Genomic DNA, 15,324 nt, shown 5'->3' with positions numbered 1-15,324 from the left:
TGCAATCTTCGCACAAAAAAAGAGCCGGTTATCGCCGGCTCATCAAAATCATGCTTGCGGCAGCGTGTTAACACTGCGCAAGAAAATCCAATACCTGTGCTTTGGCGATCATCTGTTTCTCACCGCTGTAACGGTTTTTGTATTCCACTTCGCCGTTAAGCAGGTTTTTCTCGCCGATCACAATGGTGTGCGGCACGCCGATTAATTCCATATCGGCAAACATCACGCCCGGGCGCTCTTTGCGGTCGTCAAAAATCACGTCTACGCCTTGCTGCTGCAAAGTGCGGTACAGTTCTTCGGCGTACTGCCGCACCGCTTCCGATTTGTGCATATTCATCGGCACAATCGCCACTTGGAACGGCGCGATTTGTGCCGGCCACATGATCCCGCGTTCGTCGTGGTTTTGTTCAATCGCCGCAGCAACCACACGGCTCACGCCGATACCGTAGCAACCCATGGTCAGCACTTGCGGACGACCGTCTTCGCCCTGCACGGTGGCGTTCATCGCTTGCGAATATTTATCGCCCAGTTGGAAGATATGCCCCACTTCGATACCGCGTTTAATTTGCAGCGTGCCTTTGCCGCACGGGCTTGGGTCGCCCTCGACCACATTGCGCAGATCGGCGACTTGCGCCAGCGGCAGATCGCGCTGCCAGTTAATGCCGAAATAGTGTTTACCGTCGATATTCGCCCCGGCGCCGAAATCGCTCATATTGGCAACGGTGCGGTCAATAATCACCGGAATCGGCAAATTAATCGGTCCTAATGAACCCGCGCCTGCCCCAAGTGCGGCGCGAATTTCCGCCTCGTCGGCAAACACTAACGGGCTGGCGACTTCGGCCAATTTCTCGGCCTTGACTTCGTTCAGTTCATGATCGCCACGCACCATCAACGCCACCAATTTATGACCGCTCTGTTCGCTCGCATGCACAATCAGGGTTTTCACGGTTTTCTCAATCGCTAAACCGAATTGCTCCACTAAGGCGGCAATGGTTTTGCAGTTCGGCGTATCGACTAAACGCAATTCTTCCGTCGGCTCGCCGCGTTCGCCCAGCGCCACCGCTTCGGCCAATTCGATATTGGCGGCATAATCCGATTCGGTGGAAAACACGATATCGTCCTCACCGCTTGCCGCCAACACCTGAAATTCATGGGAGGCACTGCCGCCGATCGAACCGGTGTCCGCCTGTACCGCGCGAAAATCCAGCCCCAAACGGGTGAAAATATTGCTATAGGTTTGATACATCAGGTCATAAGTCTGCTGCAAACTCTCTTGGGTCAGGTGGAAAGAGTAGGCGTCTTTCATCAAAAATTCGCGCGCACGCATCACGCCGAAACGCGGGCGCACTTCGTCACGGAATTTGGTTTGGATTTGATACAGATTGATCGGCAACTGTTTATACGAGGTCAGTTCGCGCCGCACCAAATCGGTGATCACTTCTTCGTGGGTCGGACCTAACACAAAAGGGCGGTCGCCACGGTCGGTGAAACGCAACAGCTCGGGTCCGTATTGTTCCCAACGTTCGGACTCCACCCACAAATCGCCCGGCTGCACCACCGGCATTGACACTTCCAACGCACCACTCTTGTCCATCTCCTCACGCACGATTTTTTCCACCTTACGCAGCACTTTTAAACCGGTCGGGGTCCAAATATACAAGCCCGACGCCAACGGGCGAATCATGCCGGCACGCAGCATTAATTGGTGGCTGACCACTTCCGCATTGTTCGGTGTTTCTTTAAGGGTGGAGAGTAGGTAGTTTGATGTACGCATGAAATTTCCTGTTATTCACTTTTTAATAAAATTGCGCCTATTCTAGCACCGGCGCCGTATATTCAAAACAAAAATAGCCGTGGCAAAACACGACTATTTGTAAACCCGGCAGCAAGTGCGGTCTAAAACCGTTTACTCACTTCCAAATACACCCGGCTTTTATCGTAGCGGTAAAACGCATTGTTGCTGTCCACTTTGGTGTAAGCCCAGGTAATACGCGGGGTGGCGCCCCAAATATGCCAATCGCGGTGCCATAAGCTGGCTTGCGCGCCGTACTCTTTGTTTTTCTGTAATTGATTGAAAATCGGCGTATTTGCCTTGTAACGGCGTACGGCATAATTCAACGCCACACGGCTGGAAATGCCCCACGACCACTCTTGTCCCCAACCGATCCGCGTTCCAATCCGCGTATAAGCGTCGCTTTTATCGCGCGCATTATCACGGTTGTAATCCGCCCCGACAAACCAGTATTGACTGCTGTTTGGCATAAATAACAGCGTATTCGACCATAAATAATTGTTACCGTTTAGGTGCTTACGGCTGACATAACGCTGTTCGCCATATTCAAGTGCGGTTGAAATCTGCCAACGCGGCGCAAGCCAATGGCTGAGATCAAAACGCAGCCCTGAATTTTGGGAAAACTGCTTTAACGAATCGCTGCCCGAAGAACCGCCGCCGTACCAGCGCCGTTCAGTGAACGGCATTAAGCTGATTTCGGTTTGCGCCGTTTGATACCCCAAACCCGCACTGATACGTCCGTTCAATTCATTATATTTTTTGTTATCCCAATAATAACGCCCGTAACCCGATAAGCTGAATTTGGCAAAAAAGCCGTCTTGCAGCGACCATTTTTTATCGGCACTCAGATTATAACTTACCCCCTCCGCCGCCTCCTTTTGCCATGCGCTCCACTCTCCGATCTTTGTGCCGGCTTTCGGGGCATTATTGACATTCGGTTCGTTTAAATAACTCAAGCCGCCTTGGAATGACCATTGATCGCGTTTATTAAGTGCGGTCAAATATTGATTGATATGCGCCAAAAAGTCCGGTGCCAACGGCTCGCTGCGTAGCTTTTCAAACTGATCTTTTGCCGCCTCATTATCGTTATTTAAAAACAGACTCTGTGCCAATTGGTAACGCAACGGGATAAGGTTCGGGTTTTGCGCGAACAGTTGGCGGTATAATCGAATCGCTTGCGCATAATCGCCCTCGGCACGCGCCGCCACCGCACTTGCCCAAGTCAGCAAAAACGGATCTTGGCTTGCTTGGCGTTGATACAACGGCAACAGTAACAGCACGCCCTCGGTATGATTCTGCATAACTGCCGGAATCAACGCACGCGTGATCAATTCCGGATATTGCGCCAGTTGTTCTTTGGTCATGCTGACCGATTGTGCCGATTGGTTATCCGGCACTTGCACCTTCGGTTTAGGCAAGTCAGGTTTCGCCACTTGGATCTTCTCGTCCGGCAGATCCATGCGTGACAACTGTTCGGGGGTGACGGTTTCGGCATAGGCAACCGCACTTAAACCGCTTGATAACGCTAACGTCAGCGTGGAAAACATATAAAAAGAACGGTTTTTTTTCATTTTTCTTCTCAACAAATAGGGCTATCTAAATTAGACAGCCCCGATTATAAGCTATTTTTTAACTGACGCTATTTTTATTGCTTCCCGGCGGCAAACACCACCCCCCATTTACCGTTATGCGCCTCACCGGCAATTTCTTTCGCATGCTCACCGAAGAAAGCACCGGTGAGAGGGGCTTTAACCTGATTTTCTCCTATGCCCCACTCTTTTTTATCTTCTTCGTTAAAGTTAATAACCCCGGTTCCGTTAAAAGCGCCGTCGGATATTGTTGAATCGACTATAATCAGTCCGTCATACGACGATCCTTGACTCAATACTTTTTTAGTTATCTCTTTAGTTCTGAAAATTTATTTCATTGCTTTACAAATTTGTCATTGTTCTGTCATAAAAATATGCTAGTATCGCAATCAATTCTCATTTACAGCTCAGTAAATGAGAATCAACAATTGACATGATTGATAATTGAAGAGGATAAATTGATGAAAAAAGTTATGTTGACCGCACTTTGTGCCTTATCCGCCAGTTCATTAACCCAAGCCCATGATCTGTGGGTGTATGCGCAAAATGCCGAACAAGGAAAGCCGTTACTGGCGGTGTTGGGCTACGGCGATAATTTCCCTGCCGGCGATCCGATTCCGGAAAAACGCCTGCACATTTTCCCGCCATTGCAACTGGTTACCCCAAGTAAAACCGAAGCGCTGCAACAGCAGGGAGAAAACTACCACTACGTCAGCCCGCAAGCCTTGAACGCAGGCGAATATAAAATCAGTTCAACCTATCGCCCGACCTTCTGGTCAAAAAATGCCGACGGTTGGAAAATGCAAAGTATGAACGAAGTGCCTGATGCAAATTACTGTGAGCAATCCAGCATGTATGCCACCACCTATTTTAATTTGGATAGCAAAGTGACTGATTTTGCACAAAAACCGGTCGGGTTAGAGCTGGAAATCGTGCCGTTGGTTGATCCAAGCCAAATCAAACCAATGCAAGTAGTGCCGGTGCAAGTGTTGTATAACGGTGAACCGGTGAAAGGCGCAACCATTATCGGCACCACCGACACTCTGACCAAATTGGATTGGGACGCGGTGATGGATCATCGTGAGCCGCAAGCCTTTTCCGGCAAAACCGATAAGAAAGGAATCATGAATTTTATTCCGGCATTACAAGGCAACTGGAAACTGAAAACCAGCCATGAAGCCGAATTCCCGGATCAAAAAGTGTGCCAGAAGAAAAAAATGTATAGTACTTATACTTTCTTAGTCAAATAAGATAGTAAAGTCACGCCAACTAAAACAGCGGCAGAAAAAGATTTCTGCCGCTGTTTCAACCGCACTTTGCTTCCATTACGCCGACTCGAGCAGTTCTTGCACCATCAATTTATTGGCTTCACTGTTGAGCAAAAGTAAATAGTGTTGATGTTGATATTGTCTCAACACAAAATAATTTTTTAGTATCTTGCATTGCAAGGTATATTGCTATATGCTTTAACCATCGGTATTTCAAAATAAGGTTCAGCATGCAAACACAACTACGCAAAGGAGTATTGGAGATGTGCGTACTCGCACTGCTCAAACAACAAGACAGCTATGCCTACGATATGGTGCAAACCCTCGGAAAATACTTACCCATCAGCGAAGGTACGATTTATCCGCTGATGCGCCGTTTGCAAAATCAACAATGGGTCGATACCTACTTGCAAGAATCATCCGAAGGACCTGCGCGTAAATTTTACCGCCTGACAGATTTAGGTAAAACCGAACTTCAATCCATGCAATCCCAATGGCAAGATTTTGCCAATAGTGTGAATCATTTCCTTAACCAAGCGCCAAGCCACACAGGAGATCCATCATGACTAAAATCACTAACCAAAAAGAATTCTTAGCCCAACTGCAACAAGAATTAAAACATCTCTCATCAGTCGAATGTGACGACATACTCAATGATTACCGCAGTCACTTTGCCGAAGGTTTGGCAAACGGGCGTTCCGAGGCGGATATCATTGCAGGACTGGGCGATCCGCACATCATTGCCAAAGAACTCTTGGCAAACCAATACATCGAACAATGGCAACAAAAGAAATCCTTTAAAAACCTATGGTATGTGTTATCGGTCAATGCCAGTTTGGGTCTGGTTAATATTGGTGTTAGCCTGCCTGTATTAATTGGTATGGTCATCACCACCCTATTAAGCGTTGGTTTCGGCATTTTGGCTGTGCTCGGCACCGTTTTCACTCTCGCCTTGCTAAGCCAACAACTTTTTGGCTTTCCGCAGCTCAATGCCTACCATTTGAACACGAGCGGTATCGGTCCAGTGTTGATTGACACCACATCAATCGGCCCTCAACCTCCCAATATCGACATCAAAGGCAAAGACAACCAGGCATTCAAATTAGAACGAGGCAGTGATGGCTCAGTAACCATCTATACCCAGAAGGACGGGGAAACATTCACCATCGAGAAAAAAGCCGATGGTTCTATCGCTAAAATTTACGGTCAAAATAATGAAGGCGAATCAATTCATATTTCAGACATACGCAAACCCGGTTTCTGGTCACAACTATTTATAGGGTTGTTGACTACCTTCGTCGGATTATTCGGTTTTTGGTTAACGCGCCGCGCCATGAATCGTCTGTTGAGTTTTTGGAAAAAACATTTGCAATGGACACAAACCACCCGAAAACAATTTATGCCCTAAGCGTCATCACAAATAAAAAAGCGATAGGGCGAACACCTTATCGCTTCTTTATATTAGTAAAATGAGGCTGAACCAACAGCTTATACCGTTGGTTCCAGCGGCGCCTGCACCATCAGTTCATTAGCCTCGCTGTTCAGCAGCACCAAATAACGCTGATACTGTTTCAACACATCGGCGATCAGCTCTTCCGTGGTCATATATTGCACATCGTAACCAATCCGTCCGTCACCAAAATAGGTCACCGGCTCAAATACCTGTTCATGCTGCATACTCGGCACGCTCTGCTCTTCCTGCATCGAAAGTGCGGTATCGGTGCGCTGAATCATCACCCCGTAAATAAAATCACGCATAACGCCTTTATGGATCACCAATTCGACACTGCGTTGCGGTTCATCCGTTTCGTTGATTTCCACCTGTAGCTGATGTTTATTGACCAATTCGTCACGCAATTGGCTAAACGCCGGTTTGACCACTTGCGCTAAAAATTGTTGAATATCCGCTTCTTGGGTCTGTTTCAAAATCTGTCCCAAGCGTTTTTTCCATTTGTTGCCGCTCCAAAATACGGTAGATTGGTTCAAACGGGTGTTGAAATAATTTTTATCCACCCGCAAGCCTTGCAGCAAACTAAAACACATCAGCACCGTAATCACGGCAAACGGCAACGCCACCACCAGCGTCATCGCCTGCACCGCCCCCAAACCGCCGGAATTGAGCAAACCGATTGAGAGGATAATCATAATCACACCCCACAACACGCTTTGCCACTTCGGCATATCGGCGATTTTACCGTTGGACGCAATATTGTTTAATACAAAGATCCCCGAATCCGCCGAAGTAATAAAGAACAGCGACAGAATCAACAGCGCCAGCAAGCCGCTCAAGGTCGGCAGCGGGAAATAGTCTAAAAAGGCAAACAGCAGGGTTTCCGGCGCCGAGGTCAGCGCACTCAATGCCCCGTTATGCCGGGCATCTTGCAAAATAGCGCTGTCGCCGAAAATCGTAAACCACAACAAATTAAAGGTGGAAGGAATAATCAGCACGCCGAGAATAAACTCACGAATGGTTCTGCCGCGTGAGATTCGGGCGATAAACAAACCGACAAACGGTGCCCACGAGAACCACCACGCCCAATACAACACCGTCCAACCGCTGAACCAGTCGGTGTGCTGCGGATCATAACTAAACGTGCGGAAACTGATTTCGACTAAATTACTCAGGTAATAACCGATATTTTCCGAAAAAACCGATAGCAGATAAATGGTTGAACCACTAAACAGCACGAATAACATCAGCGTCAACGCTAATCCCAAATTGATTTCACTCAGGCGACGCACGCCTTTACCCACGCCGGAAATCGCCGACAGCACCGCAATACTGACCACCACGATAATCACCATCGAGTTACTGAAAAAGCTGTTTTCGCTCAAAATACCCACCGCCTGCAAACCGGCGTTCAGCTGTGACGAGCCGTACCCCAGCGTAGTGATGATCCCGAACAGGGTGGCGATCAGCGCCAAGGCGTCAATAATATGCCCGTACACGCCGTGGATTTTATCGCGTAATAACGGATAGAACGCCGAGCGGATCGACAGCGGCATACGGTAACGGAAACCGAAGTAAGCCAGTGCCAATGCAATCGTGCCGTAAATCGCCCACGGGTGCACCCCCCAATGATAAAAAGTGTATAACATCGCGTCTTTTTGCGGATTATCGGCGGTAATCGGTGCGATTGAATGCATTAACGGCTCCGCCACACCGAAATACATCAAGCCGACGCCCATGCCGGCGGCGAACAACATGGCAATCCAAGATAAAAACGGATATTCCGCTTCCTCATCATCACTGCCCAAGCGAATATCGCCCAAACTGCTCATCGCCAGCAACAGTAAAAACAGGATAAAACAGCTGACCGACAGAATGTAAAACCAGCTGAAATAGTCAAACGCATAATTTTTTGCCGTATTCAACCATTGTTGTATCACTTGCGGAAACGCAATACAGGCGACGGCAATCAGCAATACAAATAAAAAACTTGGAATAAAAACCGGCAAACTGAACGTTGACCGCTTTTTTAATAAAGAAAACAAAATGTTAACCCCTTAGGTAAGATTAAAAACCATTCTTCAATTTTACTTATCAGAATAAAAACCGCACTTATAATAATTTATTGGAATAAATAAATCAAATTTTAATCATAAAAAGGAATAAACGAAGAGAATGACAGATATGAAAAGCATAAAAAACCTGCTTAATTCAGCAGGTTCGTTTTGTGGTGAAATTAATCTTATTTAAGAAAATACTGATACGAATCCGAATCGGTAATATCCTGATAGGCATAACCCAAGGCTTGCAAATGGTGGTTAAACACCTGCTCGGTGGCTTCGCTCAATTGGAAAGCACAGAGAATATCGCCGTAGTCCGCGCCGTGGTTGCGGTAGTGGAACAGGGAAATATTCCATTGCGTACCCAACGTTTGCAGAAATTTGACCAGTGCGCCTTTTTGTTCAGGAAAGACGAAGCTGTAGAGCCGCTCGCGCTGCGAACTGGCGCTGCGGCCGCCGATCATATAGCGGATATGGGTTTTCGCCACCTCATCGTCGGACAGATCTTGCACATCATAGCCGTTAACCCGCAGTTGACTGATAATCTCCTGTTTCTCCGCTTCACCGCCAGTGACCCGCACCCCGACAAAAATACAGGCTTGCTGGTTGTCGGCATAACGGTAGCTAAATTCAGTGACCGCACGATTCCCCAACAAGTGGCAGAATTTCAAGAAACTGCCTTTTTGTTCCGGAATCGTCACCGCCAACAAGGCTTCGTGTTTTTCGCCGATTTCGCAACGTTCCGACACATAGCGCAGACTGTGGAAATTCAAGTTGGCGCCGGACAAAATATTCAGCAGGGTTTCGCCTTGAATTTTATGCAACTTCACGTATTTTTTCAGCCCGGCAAGTGACAGCGCCCCCGACGGCTCGGAAATGGCGCGCACATTTTCAAAAATATCTTTCACTGCGGCACAAATTTCATCACTGTCAACGGTGATCACCTCGTCCAAATATTGTTGGCAGACACGGAACGTTTCGTCGCCAATCCGTTTCACCGCCACCCCGTCGGCAAACAACCCGACCCGATCCAAATCAACCGGTTCACCAGCGGCAAGCGCGGCTTGTAAACAGGCGGAATCTTTCGATTCTACCCCGATCACTTTCACGTTCGGCATTAATTGTTTGATCAGCACCGCTACCCCGGCGGCTAAACCGCCACCGCCGACCGGCACAAAAATGCGATCGATGTGTTGCGATTGTTGAATCAATTCCATTGCCAACGAGCCTTGTCCGGCGATCACCGCAGGGTGATCGAACGGCGGAATAAAAGTCATGTTTTTGCTGTGCGACAGCTCAATCGCCTTGGCTTTGGCTTCGTCAAAATTTGCGCCGTGCAACAGCACTTCGCCGCCGAAACCGCGCACCGCCTCGACTTTGATCGACGGCGTATTTTGCGGCATGACGATCAGTGCCTTCAAGCCCAATTTTTGCGCCGATAACGCCACTCCTTGCGCGTGGTTGCCTGCCGAGGCGGCAATCACCCCGGCGGCTTTTTGCGCCTCGCTCAGACCGGTGATCATCGCGTATGCGCCACGAATTTTGAAGCTGTTCACCGGCTGGCGGTCTTCGCGCTTAATATAAATGTTATTGTCAAAGCGTTGCGACAATTTTTCCATTTTCTGCAACGGCGTCACTTCGACCACATCATAAATGTTCGAGGTCAGCACCGCGCGCAGGTATTCATTGCCGTTCGGTTGTGCGGAAATAGTCATCAGTTCGCTCACTTAGTCCTGTAATTTACTGCGATCACGCACCGCGCCTTTATCGGCACTGGTCGCCAACATCGCATAGGCTTTCAGCGCCAGCGATACTTGGCGTTGGCGGTTTTTCGGTTTCCAGCCCAACTTTTCCTGCTCGGCACGGCGCGCACTTAATACGCTGTCGTCCACCAACAATGCGATTTTACGGTTTGGAATATCAATCGAGATCACATCGCCGTCCTGCACCAAACCGATTGTGCCGCCGTTCGCCGCTTCCGGCGAAACGTGCCCGATCGATAAACCGGATGTGCCGCCGGAAAAACGCCCGTCGGTCAGCAACGCACAGGCTTTGCCCAAGCCCATCGATTTCAGGTAACTGGTCGGGTACAACATTTCTTGCATGCCCGGCCCGCCTTTCGGCCCTTCGTAGCGAATCACCACCACATCACCGGCAACGATTTTGCCGCCCAAAATTGCGGCAACTGCGTCATCTTGGCTTTCAAACACTTTCGCCTTGCCTTGGAATTTCAAGATCGATTCGTCCACGCCTGCGGTTTTGACGATACAGCCGTTTTCCGCCAAATTGCCCGACAACATCGCCAGCCCGCCGTCTTGACTGTAGGCGTTGGCTTTATTGCGGATACAACCGGAAGTGCGGTCGTCATCTACACTGTCCCAACGGCAATCCTGTGAGAAGGCTTGGGTGGTGCGGATTCCGGCTGGGCCGGCGCGGAAGAATGACCGCACTTTTTCATCATCGGTGCGGATAATATCGTAGCGATCTAACTGCTCTAACATAGAGTAGCCCAACACGGTGCGGGTTTGGTTATTCAGCAAGCCGGCACGATCTAACTCGCCCAAAATCCCCATTACGCCGCCGGCACGGTGTACGTCTTCCATGTGATATTTATTGGTGTTCGGTGCGACTTTACTCAGGCACGGCACGATACGCGATAAGCGGTCAATGTCATCCATGCTGAAATCCACTTCCGCTTCCTGCGCCGCCGCCAATAAATGCAACACGGTGTTGGTCGAACCGCCCATGGCAATATCAAGGCTCATGGCGTTGTCAAATGCCGCTTTGGTCGCAATCGAACGCGGCAATACGCTGTCGTCATCTTGTTCGTAGTAGCGTTTGCACAGCTCTAAAATTTGCGTCCCGGCTTGCAGGAACAGCTGTTTCCGATCCGCATGGGTCGCCAAACAGGAACCGTTGCCCGGCAAGCTCAAGCCCAGCGCTTCGGTCAGGCAGTTCATCGAGTTGGCGGTGAACATGCCGGAACACGAGCCGCAAGTCGGGCAGGCGGAACGTTCAATCGCTTCGCTGTCGGCGTCGCTGACATTCGGATCGGCACTTTGAATCATCGCATCGACCAAATCCAATTTAATCAACTGATCGGATAATTTGGTTTTACCGGCTTCCATCGGCCCGCCGGAGACGAAAATCGCCGGAATATTCAGGCGCAATGCCGCCATTAACATGCCCGGGGTGATTTTGTCGCAGTTGGAAATACACACCATCGCATCGGCACAATGGGCATTCACCATATACTCGACCGAATCGGCGATCAGCTCGCGCGACGGCAACGAATACAGCATGCCGCCGTGTCCCATCGCAATGCCGTCATCGACCGCAATGGTGTTGAACTCTTTGGCAATGCCGCCGTGCGCCTCGATTTCGCGCGCCACCAATTGCCCCATGTCTTTCAAATGCACATGACCGGGCACAAATTGGGTAAAGGAATTGACCACCGCAATAATCGGTTTGCCGAAATCCTGATCTTTCACTCCGGTCGCACGCCACAACGCACGCGCCCCTGCCATATTGCGACCTTGGGTGCTGGTCGCGGAACGTAATTTAGGCATTTTGTTTTCCTCTGTTTAATCACTCGATTTTGTATGATTGTAGGGGCGAATGAGATATCCGCCCGAACCGCACTTTGTATTTTTCCGTTGACGTTTAACGCTTATATTGCACTTCGTAAGCAGGCGGATATTTCACCCGCCCCTGCTTTGCCTCACTAATGGCTCGACCGCACTTTTACTTTATAAAACCACAACCGTCTGTACATCAAACAACTTGCTTAACTGGCTGACCAACGCCTCAATCGGGCGCTCGCTGCTGACGCTGAAATTCAAGCTGATTTGTTCGCGGCTTGACGTCATATGTAATTCATTCAGGCGATAACCGCGATGGCGCACCACGCGCAGCACGCGCTCTAAGGTTTCCGGCCGCCATTGGGCTTGTAGGCTTAATTGATATGTTTTCATTTGTTATCCCTTGTTAATTCGAACCGCACTTTGCACTTAAACGCCAATATCTTCGCTGATTTCATCAAGCATAGCTTCGTTGCTTGCGCCCGGCGGCACCAGCGGCCAGACGTTTTCATCGGCATCGATACAGACGTGCAACAAATACGCCCCTTCGCTGTCCAGCAAGCGTTGTAATGCCGCTTGTACTTGATGTCCGTGTTCGATCCGCTCGCCTTGAATGCCGAACGCCGCCGCCAAGGTCACGAAATCCGGATTATCGTCCAAAATCGTTTCGCTGTGGCGCCCCTTGAAAAACAGTGATTGCCACTGGCGCACCATGCCTAACCGTTGGTTATCCAACAGTAAAATTTTAATCGGCAGCTTGCCGCGTTTAATTGAGCCCAGCTCCTGCACGTTCATCATAAACGAACCGTCGCCGCTGACCAAAATCACGCAATCCTGCGGACGGGCTTTTTGTGCGCCGACCGCCGCCGGCAAACCGAAGCCCATGGTGCCGAGACCGGCGGAAGTGAGATAATTTTCCGGCTGATGATGTGCCATGTGCTGCGCCGACCACATTTGGTGCTGTCCGACATCAGTGGTAATCACCGCACTTTGCGGCTTCATTGCCGATAAGGTGTTTAACAATGTCCACGGGTGAATGCTGTCTTGTCCGTCATTACTCGGATAAACAAACGGAAAATCGGTGATTAAGCGTTGAATATCCTGCTGCCAATCGTCGATCGAAAGTGCGGTTGCCAGCACATCAAACGCCTGTGATAAATCGCCGCGCAACACCACGTCCGCCCGGCGTAATTTATTGATTTCCGCCACATCGATATCGGCGTGAATCACTTTGGCGTGCGGGGCAAAACTGTCCAGTTTGCCGGTGACGCGATCATCAAAGCGCGCGCCGAACACCACCAACAAATCACTTTCCTGCACCGCATAATTCGCGGCTTTGGTGCCGTGCATGCCGACCATGCCCATATAATACGGGGTATCGGCAGCAATTGCGCCCAAGCCTTTAATGGTCGAAACCGACGGAATTCGGGTCGCTTGCAAGAAACGGCGCAGTGCCGGAACCGCACTTGCCATGCCGACGCCGCCGCCGATATACAACACCGGACGCTTAGCTTGTTGTAATAAGGTTTTGGCTTGTTGCAGGTTCTGCGCCTGCTGCGCCGGGGCGTTCTCCAGCGGTAACACTATCGGTTGCGCGGCAGTTGGGGCAAATTGCACATCTTTTGGAATATCGACCAACACCGGGCCGGGACGACCGCTTTGTGCCACATGAAACGCTTGCGCCAAAATCAGCGGCAGTTCGTCGATATTTTGCACGATAAAACTCTGTTTGGTACAGGCTAAGGATAAGCCCAACACATCGATTTCCTGAAACGCGTCAGTGCCGATAAACGGGCTTGCCACCTGTCCGGTGATCGCCACAATCGGCACGGAATCCAACAATGCGTCGGCCAAACCGGTGATCAGATTGGTGGCGCCCGGCCCAGAAGTGGCGATACACACCCCGACCTTTTTACCCGCACGGGCATAGCCAATCGCCGCCATCGCCGCCCCTTGTTCATTGCGACAGAGCAGATGATCCAAACCCGAGTCGTAAATCGCATCATACACCGGCATAATCGCCCCGCCGGGATAGCCAAAAATCACATCGACCTGATGCGCCTTCAAACTTTCGGTAACTAATCTCGCTCCGTTCATGTGTCCCTCATACCGCACTTTGCTGTTATTGACTGTGCTATTTTTCGTATAACAAAAAACCCCCACCACATTTGGCGAGGGTTTCACTGATTTACAGCCTGGTTCTGTTGCAAATTAGTCGCACCGCTCGCCGTCGGTGATAATAATCACCGCACTGAGAATAATGCGAATAATAAGGTGGCTAACAAACATCATTGACAAATAAAAACCAAGTTGTGTTAAATTTCTTCGTCCGTGCTTACATAAATACCATATTTTGCTTGCGCTTCAAACTGTTTTTTCATTTTCCGCGTCATTTATTTTGACCGATTTTCACGCTATTTTTTTAAATTTGTGAGCCAGGTTACAGACTTATCAAGCATAATTGCATACAGTAAAACCCAATCCATGTTCGATAACACAAGGAAAAAACATGAAAAAGTGGATAAATAGTGTTGAAAACGTCTTAAGCGAACAAATTTCCGGCTTGATTGGCTCGAATCCGAATCTAAAATTACACCGCGACCCGCTATACGTTTGCCGTGCCGACAGCCCTGTCGCCGGCAAAGTCGCCGTAATTTCCGGTGGCGGCAGCGGTCATGAGCCCATGCACGCCGGTTTTGTCGGCGTCGGTATGCTTGATGGCGCCTGCCCGGGGGAAATCTTCACCTCACCGACACCGGATCAAATTATCGAGTGTGCGACTGCTGTCGATAGCGGTAACGGCGTCTTATTGCTCATTAAAAATTATACCGGCGATGTGCTGAATTTCGAAACCGCCGCCGAAATTTTACACGACAGCGGAATCCAAGTGGCAAGCGTATTAATTGACGATGACGTAGCCGTCAAAGACAGTCTTTATACCGCCGGGCGACGCGGCGTTGCGAATACCGTGTTGATCGAAAAAATTCTCGGCGCCGCTGCCGAACAGGGCTACTCGTTATCCCAACTGGCGGAATTGGGCAGGAGATTAAATAATGCGGGGCATTCGATTGGGGTGGCGCTTGCCGCTTGCACCGTGCCCGCCGCGGGCAAACCCTCTTTCACCCTGGCTGAAAATGAAATGGAATTCGGCGTCGGGATTCATGGCGAACCGGGGATCGAACGCCGTCCGTTCGTTGACTTAAACCAAACCGTTGATCAGATGTTTGCAACCTTAATCGAAAATGGCAACTTCAGCCGCGCCATTCGCCACTGGGAGAGTGAAAGTGCGGTCTGGCAAGAGGTGCAAGAAACAAAATCCGCCTTACAGCGCGGCGATCGAGTGATTGCATTGGTCAATAATTTAGGTGCCGTGCCGCTGTCAGAACTGTACGGCGTGTATCAGCGCTTAAGCCAATGCTGCGAGCGGTTCGGTATTCAAATTGAACGCAATCTCGTCGGTTCTTATTGTACGTCATTAGATATGCAAGGCGTGTCTATCACCCTGTTAAAAGTAGACGACAATTTACTGTCGTTGTGGGACGCACCGGTGAATACCGCCGGCTTGCGCTGGAAAGCATAGTGAG

12 protein-coding genes are annotated in these 15,324 nt (G+C 49.7%); 4 read left to right on the top strand and 8 right to left on the bottom strand.

Annotated features, from left to right (window positions below; all coding sequences use genetic code 11):
* Positions 1-67: 67 nt before the first annotated feature.
* From proS to ACQ31U_RS07045, 3 genes are all read right to left on the bottom strand, one after another.
* Complete coding sequence (gene proS / locus ACQ31U_RS07055) at positions 68-1,774, bottom strand: proline--tRNA ligase (protein WP_431050643.1); 1,707 nt, start codon at positions 1,772-1,774, stop codon at positions 68-70.
* Positions 1,775-1,896: 122 nt separating this feature from the next.
* On the bottom strand, positions 1,897-3,363 hold the full coding sequence (locus tag ACQ31U_RS07050; RefSeq protein WP_431050641.1) for a surface lipoprotein assembly modifier: 1,467 nt from the start codon (positions 3,361-3,363) through the stop codon (positions 1,897-1,899).
* Between the two features lie 74 nt (positions 3,364-3,437).
* Positions 3,438-3,710, bottom strand: coding sequence for a transferrin-binding protein-like solute binding protein (locus ACQ31U_RS07045; protein WP_431054301.1), 273 nt, complete (start codon positions 3,708-3,710; stop codon positions 3,438-3,440).
* A gap of 132 nt (positions 3,711-3,842) precedes the next feature.
* On the opposite strand from ACQ31U_RS07045, the gene ACQ31U_RS07040 reads away from it, so the two are divergent.
* The 3 genes from ACQ31U_RS07040 (at position 3,843) to ACQ31U_RS07030 (ending at position 6,057) form a co-directional block, all read left to right on the top strand.
* A complete protein-coding gene (locus ACQ31U_RS07040; protein ID WP_431050639.1) occupies positions 3,843-4,631 on the top strand; it encodes a DUF4198 domain-containing protein in 789 nt (262 codons plus the stop codon).
* A gap of 248 nt (positions 4,632-4,879) precedes the next feature.
* Positions 4,880-5,215 carry a PadR family transcriptional regulator gene (locus ACQ31U_RS07035; protein ID WP_431050637.1) on the top strand — a complete coding sequence of 112 codons (336 nt, stop codon included), beginning with the start codon at positions 4,880-4,882 and terminating at the stop codon, positions 5,213-5,215.
* Positions 5,212-6,057 (top strand): DUF1700 domain-containing protein, encoded by an 846-nt coding sequence (locus ACQ31U_RS07030; protein WP_431050635.1) that lies wholly within the window; start codon positions 5,212-5,214, stop codon positions 6,055-6,057. Before ACQ31U_RS07035 ends, ACQ31U_RS07030 begins: the two co-directional genes overlap by 4 nt.
* An 80-nt stretch (positions 6,058-6,137) precedes the next feature.
* Here ACQ31U_RS07030 and ACQ31U_RS07025 read toward each other — a convergent pair whose 3' ends face one another.
* The 5 genes from ACQ31U_RS07025 to ilvG all read right to left on the bottom strand — a co-directional run bounded on the left by ACQ31U_RS07025 (position 6,138) and on the right by ilvG (position 13,837).
* On the bottom strand, positions 6,138-8,147 hold the full coding sequence (locus ACQ31U_RS07025) for a BCCT family transporter (RefSeq protein WP_431054300.1): 2,010 nt from the start codon (positions 8,145-8,147) through the stop codon (positions 6,138-6,140).
* Positions 8,148-8,341: 194 nt separating this feature from the next.
* Complete coding sequence (ilvA, locus tag ACQ31U_RS07020; protein WP_431050633.1) at positions 8,342-9,874, bottom strand: threonine ammonia-lyase, biosynthetic; 1,533 nt, start codon at positions 9,872-9,874, stop codon at positions 8,342-8,344.
* Between the two features lie 12 nt (positions 9,875-9,886).
* Complete coding sequence (gene ilvD, locus ACQ31U_RS07015; RefSeq protein ID WP_431050631.1) at positions 9,887-11,728, bottom strand: dihydroxy-acid dehydratase; 1,842 nt, start codon at positions 11,726-11,728, stop codon at positions 9,887-9,889.
* 180 nt (positions 11,729-11,908) lie between these two features.
* Positions 11,909-12,133 carry an acetolactate synthase 2 small subunit gene (ilvM, locus tag ACQ31U_RS07010; RefSeq protein ID WP_431050629.1) on the bottom strand — a complete coding sequence of 75 codons (225 nt, stop codon included), beginning with the start codon at positions 12,131-12,133 and terminating at the stop codon, positions 11,909-11,911.
* A 36-nt stretch (positions 12,134-12,169) separates the two neighbouring features.
* On the bottom strand, positions 12,170-13,837 hold the full coding sequence (ilvG, locus tag ACQ31U_RS07005) for an acetolactate synthase 2 catalytic subunit (RefSeq protein ID WP_431050627.1): 1,668 nt from the start codon (positions 13,835-13,837) through the stop codon (positions 12,170-12,172).
* A gap of 412 nt (positions 13,838-14,249) precedes the next feature.
* Here ilvG and dhaK point away from each other — a divergent pair, with 412 nt between their 5' ends.
* Positions 14,250-15,320, top strand: a complete 1,071-nt coding sequence (gene dhaK / locus ACQ31U_RS07000) for a dihydroxyacetone kinase subunit DhaK (RefSeq protein ID WP_431050625.1) — start codon at positions 14,250-14,252, stop codon at positions 15,318-15,320.
* Positions 15,321-15,324: the final 4 nt, after the last annotated feature.

Source organism: Testudinibacter sp. TW-1, from assembly GCF_050613185.1.
GTDB lineage: Bacteria > Pseudomonadota > Gammaproteobacteria > Enterobacterales > Pasteurellaceae > Chelonobacter.
Note: the sequence above shows the minus strand (reverse complement) of the source record. Positions and strands in the feature narration are given on the sequence as shown.

Bases quoted from the DNA above. Each gene is read 5' to 3' on its own strand.
- proS (WP_431050643.1), bottom strand. From the start codon at position 1,774: ATGCGTACATCAAACTACCTACTCTCCACCCTTAAAGAAACACCGAAC.
- ACQ31U_RS07050 (WP_431050641.1), bottom strand. From the start codon at position 3,363: ATGAAAAAAAACCGTTCTTTTTATATGTTTTCCACGCTGACGTTAGCG.
- ACQ31U_RS07040 (WP_431050639.1), top strand. From the start codon at position 3,843: ATGAAAAAAGTTATGTTGACCGCACTTTGTGCCTTATCCGCCAGTTCA.
- ACQ31U_RS07035 (WP_431050637.1), top strand. From the start codon at position 4,880: ATGCAAACACAACTACGCAAAGGAGTATTGGAGATGTGCGTACTCGCA.
- ACQ31U_RS07030 (WP_431050635.1), top strand. From the start codon at position 5,212: ATGACTAAAATCACTAACCAAAAAGAATTCTTAGCCCAACTGCAACAA.
- ilvA (WP_431050633.1), bottom strand. From the start codon at position 9,874: ATGACTATTTCCGCACAACCGAACGGCAATGAATACCTGCGCGCGGTG.
- ilvD (WP_431050631.1), bottom strand. From the start codon at position 11,728: ATGCCTAAATTACGTTCCGCGACCAGCACCCAAGGTCGCAATATGGCA.
- ilvM (WP_431050629.1), bottom strand. From the start codon at position 12,133: ATGAAAACATATCAATTAAGCCTACAAGCCCAATGGCGGCCGGAAACC.
- ilvG (WP_431050627.1), bottom strand. From the start codon at position 13,837: ATGAACGGAGCGAGATTAGTTACCGAAAGTTTGAAGGCGCATCAGGTC.
- dhaK (WP_431050625.1), top strand. From the start codon at position 14,250: ATGAAAAAGTGGATAAATAGTGTTGAAAACGTCTTAAGCGAACAAATT.